General features: G+C 70.6%; 3 protein-coding genes. All 3 read right to left on the bottom strand.

Translation table 11 applies throughout. The features are described 5' to 3' along the window. Positions 1-86: 86 nt before the first annotated feature. Genes fdhF through NON22_RS19875 form a run of 3 tightly spaced genes read right to left on the bottom strand, consistent with a single transcriptional unit; the run spans position 87 to position 5,054 of the window. On the bottom strand, positions 87-2,936 hold the full coding sequence (gene fdhF, locus NON22_RS19885; RefSeq protein WP_257388716.1) for a formate dehydrogenase subunit alpha: 2,850 nt from the start codon (positions 2,934-2,936) through the stop codon (positions 87-89). Between the two features lie 28 nt (positions 2,937-2,964). Then, on the bottom strand, positions 2,965-4,536 hold the full coding sequence (locus NON22_RS19880) for a formate dehydrogenase beta subunit (protein ID WP_257388715.1): 1,572 nt from the start codon (positions 4,534-4,536) through the stop codon (positions 2,965-2,967). Next, positions 4,533-5,054: a formate dehydrogenase subunit gamma gene (locus NON22_RS19875; RefSeq protein WP_257388714.1), complete on the bottom strand. Its 522-nt coding sequence runs from the start codon at positions 5,052-5,054 to the stop codon at positions 4,533-4,535. The genes NON22_RS19880 and NON22_RS19875 overlap by 4 nt, the downstream gene beginning before the upstream one ends. Positions 5,055-5,234: the final 180 nt, after the last annotated feature.

The raw sequence follows: 5,234 nt of genomic DNA, 5'->3' as shown, positions 1-5,234 counted from the left end.
CGTCCCGCGCGCCAGCGCGCGACGGGCCGCTGCACGGCGCCGGGTCGCGGCGGGTCGCTGCGCTGCTCGGGAGGCGTCATGCGGCTTCAGTCCGCCGCCGCGCGCGCCGCGCCGAGCAGATCCAGCTGAGTTTGGCTGAAGGCTTGATGCCGGCGCTGCCAGTCCGACGGCTGCGACACGCGCGTGATCTGCACGGCCGTGACCTTGTACTCGGGGCAGTTGGTCGCCCAGTCGGAATTCTCGGTCGTCACGACGTTTGCGCCCGAGCCTGGGAAATGGAACGTCGTATAGACCACGCCGGGCTGCAGCCGGTCGGAGATCCGCGCGCGCAGCACCGTGTCGCCGGCGCGACTCTCCACGCCGACCCAGTCGCCGTCGCGGATGCCGCGTTCCTCGGCATCGTGCGGGTGCAGCTCGAGCCGGTCCTCGTCGTGCCAGAGCACGTTGGGCGTGCGCCGCGTCTGCGCGCCGACGTTGTACTGCGACAGGATGCGTCCCGTGGTCAGCAGCAGCGGGAAGCGCGCCGTGACCTTCTCGTCGGTCGGCACGTATTCGGTCAGCATGAATCTGCCTTTGCCACGCACGAACGCGTCGACGTGCATGGTCGGCGTGCCCTCGGGCTGCGCATCGTTGCACGGCCACTGGATGCTGCCGAGACGTTCGAGCTTCGCGAAGCTGACGCCGGCGAAGGTCGGCGTCAGCGCGGCGATCTCGTCCATGATCTGCGCCGGATCCGTGTAGTGCATCGGGTAGCCCAGGGCCTGGGCGATCAGCTGCGTGATCTCCCAGTCCGCGTAGCCGGCCTTCGGCGCCATGACCTTGCGCACGCGCGAGATGCGCCGCTCGGCATTGGTGAACGTGCCGTCCTTCTCGAGGAACGAGCTGCCGGGCAGGAAGACGTGGGCGTACTTCGCGGTCTCGTTGAAGAACAGGTCCTGCACGACCACGCATTCCATCGCGCTGAGCGCGGCCGTCACGTGCTGCGTGTTCGGATCGCTCTGCGCGATGTCCTCGCCTTCGATGTAGAGACCCTTGAAGCTGCCGTCGAGCGCGGCCTCGAACATGTTCGGTATGCGCAGGCCCGGCTCGTCGTGCAGCGGCACGCCCCAGGCCGTCTCGAAGCTTTGCCGCACGGTCGTGTCGGATACGTGCCGATAGCCTGGGAATTCGTGCGGGAACGAGCCCATGTCGCAGGAGCCCTGCACGTTGTTCTGGCCGCGCAGCGGATTCACGCCGACGCCGGCGCGGCCGAGATTGCCGGTGGCCATCGCGAGGTTCGCGATCGCCATGACCGCGGTGGAGCCCTGCGCGTGCTCGGTCACGCCGAGGCCGTAGTAGATCGCCGCATTGCCGCCGGTCGCGTACAGCCGCGCCGCCGCGCGCAGTTCCGCCGCGTCCACGCCGGTCTCGTCCTGCAGCGCCTCGGGCGAATTCGTCGGTTGCCCGACGAACGCGCGCCATTTCGCGAAGGCCGGCGCTTCGCAGCGCGCGGCGACGAAGGCCTCGTCGACCAGGCCTTCGGTAACGATGACGTGGGCGAACGCGTTGAGCACGGCCACATTGGTGCCGGGCCGCAGCTGGAGGTGATGCGCGGCCTGCACGTGCGGCGTGCGCACGAGGTCGATGCGGCGCGGATCGATCACGACGAGCCGTGCGCCCTGGCGCAGGCGCTGCTTCAGGCGCGAGGCGAACACCGGATGGCCGTCGGTCGGATTCGCGCCGATCACGAGCACGACGTCGGCCTGCATGACCGAGTCGAAGTCCTGCGTGCCGGCTGATTCGCCGAGCGTCTGCCGGAGGCCGTAGCCGGTCGGCGAATGGCAGACGCGCGCGCAAGTGTCGACGTTGTTCGTGCCGAACGCCGCGCGCACGAGTTTCTGCACGAGATAGGTCTCCTCGTTCGTGCAGCGCGAGGACGTGATGCCGCCGACGCTGTGCCGGCCGTAGGCCGACTGCAGCCGGCGGAATTCGGCCGCGACGTGGGCGATCGCGGTTTCCCAGGACACCGGCTGCCAGGCCTCGCTGATGCGGCGGCGGATCATCGGCGTGGTGATGCGGTCGCGGTGCGTTGCATAGCCGAGCGCGAAGCGGCCCTTGACGCAGGAATGGCCGTGATTGGCCGCGCCGTCGAGGTTCGGCACCATGCGCACGAGTTCCTCGCCCTTCATCTCGGCGCGGAACGAACAGCCCACTCCGCAGTAGGCGCAGGTCGTCACGACGCTGCGTTCGGCCTGGCCCAGATCGATCAGCGATTTCTCGGTCAGGGTCGCGGTCGGGCAGGCCTGCACGCAGGCGCCGCAGCTCACGCATTCGGAGTCGAGGAAGGATTCGTCCTGGCCGGCCGATACTTTCGAATCGAAGCCGCGGCCCTGGATCGTCAGCGCGAACGTGCCCTGGACCTCGTCGCAGGCGCGCACGCAGCGCGAGCAGACGATGCACTTGGACGGATCGAACGTGAAGTACGGATTGCTCTCGTCCTTGACCGCGTCGCGATGGCCGGCGCCGTCGTGGCCGTAACGCACCTCGCGCAGGCCGACCGCGCCGGCCATGTCCTGCAGCTCGCAGTGGCCGTTGGTCGGGCAGGTCAGGCAGTCCAGCGGATGATCGGAAATATACAATTCCATGACGTTGCGGCGCAGGCGGCCCAATGCCGGCGTCTGCGTCTTCACCTTCATGCCCGCGGCGACCGGCGTCGTGCACGAGGCCGGATAGCCTCTGCGGCCTTCGATCTCCACGAGGCAGAGGCGGCAGGAACCGAACGCGTCGAGCATCTCGGTCGCGCAGAGCTTCGGAATCGCCGTGCCGTTCTCGGCCGCGGCGCGCAGCACCGACGTGCCTTCGGCGACGGTGACCGGGCGGCCGTCGATTTCCAGGGTGACCATCGCGGCGGTTTTCGGTGGCGGCGTACCGAGGTCGTTTTCGGCAATGGAGAGCATGCTATTCCTCCTGCGCGGGCGGCGCGATTCAGCGCGCGTCGGCGCGGCCCGGCGCGACGGCGTCCGTCGCGAGGCCGAAGTCTTCGGGATAGTGGTCGAGCGCGCTGAGCACCGGGAACGGCGCCATGCCGCCGAGTGCGCAGAGCGAACTATCGATCATCGTCGTGCAGAGCTCGCGCAGCAGCGCGGCCTGGCGCGGCGTGTCGTCGCCGCGACGCAGGCGGTCGACGACTTCGACGCCGCGCGTGGAGCCGATGCGGCAGGGCGTGCATTTTCCGCACGATTCCACTGCGCAGAACTCCAGCGCGAAGCGCGCCTGTGCGGCCATGTCGACCGTGTCGTCGAACACGACCACGCCGCCGTGGCCGAGCATGCCGCCCACACCGGCGATCGCTTCGTAGTCGACGACCGTGTCCAGCGCGGCGTCCGGCAGATAGGCGCCGAGCGGACCGCCGACCTGCACGGCGCGCAGCGGACGACCCGATGCCGTGCCGCCGCCGAACTCCTGCAGCAGCTCGCGCAAGGTCAGGCCGAAGGCCTTCTCGACGAGGCCGGCGCGGCGCACATTGCCGGCCAGCTGCAACGGGATCGTGCCGCGCGAGCGGCCCTGGCCGAAGTCGCGATACCAGGCCGCGCCGCGCGCGAGGATCATCGGCACGCTCGCGAGCGTGACGACGTTGTTGACGACCGTGGGCTGGCCGAACAGGCCCGCGACGGCCGGCAGTGGCGGCTTTACGCGCACCTGGCCGCGCTTGCCTTCCAGGGATTCGAGCAGCGAGGTTTCCTCGCCGCAGATGTACGCGCCGGCGCCGAGCCGCGCGTGCAGGCGGAACGGCCGGCCGCTGCCGGCGGCGTTCGCGCCGAGCCAGCCGGCGGCTTCGGCGAGCTCGATCGCGCGCGAGAACACGCGGAACGCGCGCGGATATTCGCTGCGGATGTAGACGTAGCCTTCGCTCGCGCCGACCGCGAGCGCGGCGATCAGCATTCCTTCGATCAGCGAATACGGATCGCATTCGAGCGTCAGCCGGTCGGCGTAGGTGCCTGAGTCGCCTTCGTCGGCGTTGCAGACGATGTACTTCTGCGCGGCGTTCGTGTCGGCGCAGGTCTTCCATTTGACGCCGGTCGGGAACGCGGCGCCGCCGCGGCCGCGCAGGCCCGAGTCGAGCACCTCCTGCACGATCGCGGCCGGGCTCTGGCTCAGCGCGCGGCGCAGCCCCTGCCAGCCGTCCAGCTGCTCGTAGGCGGCCAGATCGAGCGGATCGGCCAGGCCGATGCGGCGATAGGTCAGGCGTTCCTGCCGCTTCAGGAACGGGATTTCCTCGGTGAGTCCCTGAGCGAGCGCGTGCGCGCCTCCGCCCAGGAAATCAGCGTCGAACAGCGCCGGCACGTCGGCGGCCGCGACCGGCCCGTAGGCGACGCGGCCGGCCGCGGTCGCGACTTCGACGAGCGGTTCGAGCCAGAACAGTCCGCGCGAGCCGTTGCGGACGAGGCGCAGGTCGCTGCCGCGCCGCGCGGCTTCCGCGACGATCGCGGCGGCGACCGCGTCGGCGCCGACCGACAGCGCGGCCGCGTCGGCCGGCACGTAGACGGTCACGCTCACGAGGCCGGCTCCAGCGCATCCAGCAGCGCATCCAGGCCTTGCGGCGTCAGGCGGCCGTGCAGTTCGCCGTCGAGCATCAGCGCCGGCGACAGCGCGCAGTTGCCGAGGCAGTAGACCGGCTCCAGGGTGACTGCGCCGTCGGCGCTCGTCGCGTGATAGTCGATGCCGAGACGTTGCCGGGCCCGTGTCTCGAGCGCGGCGGCGCCGAGCGCCTGGCAGCTCTCGGCGCGGCACAGCTGCAGCACGTGGCGCCCCGGCGGCGCGGCGCGGAAATGCGGATAGAAGCTGACCACGCCGTGCACTTCGGCGCGCGACAGGTTCAGCGCCTGCGCGATCAGCGGCAGAGCGGCCGCGGGCACGTAGCCCAGGCTGTCCTGCACCGCGTGCAGCAGCGGCAGCAGCGCGCCGGGCAGCGCGCGGCACGCGTCGATCGCCGCCTGCACGGCGGCGCGTTCGGCCGGCGTCGGGCCGGGATCCTGCAACGGTATCGCCGCGGGCTTGAGGCTGGCTGACGACATGAGGGTTCGTGTTCTCCTGACGGACGCATCCGGCGCGGCGCAAGCCTAGACCAATGCAGCGCAAACGACACGCGGCTGCGCAGCGGCGCCGCCACGCCGAAAGCCGGCCGCATCGCGGACGCATCGGCGCGGCGGCTGTACGGCCGTGTCGGTCCGGGCGGGCGCCGGCCGCGGCCCCAA

This window comes from Tahibacter caeni, assembly GCF_024609805.1.
Lineage (GTDB): Bacteria > Pseudomonadota > Gammaproteobacteria > Xanthomonadales > Rhodanobacteraceae > Tahibacter > Tahibacter caeni.
The sequence above is the reverse complement of the archived record's forward strand: the minus strand, read 5'-3'. Positions and strand labels throughout refer to the sequence as shown.

What these genes read in the sequence shown, in the direction of transcription:
- fdhF (WP_257388716.1), bottom strand. Translation starts at nt 2,936, where the DNA reads ATGCTCTCCATTGCCGAAAACGACCTCGGTACGCCGCCACCGAAAACC.
- NON22_RS19875 (WP_257388714.1), bottom strand. Translation starts at nt 5,054, where the DNA reads ATGTCGTCAGCCAGCCTCAAGCCCGCGGCGATACCGTTGCAGGATCCC.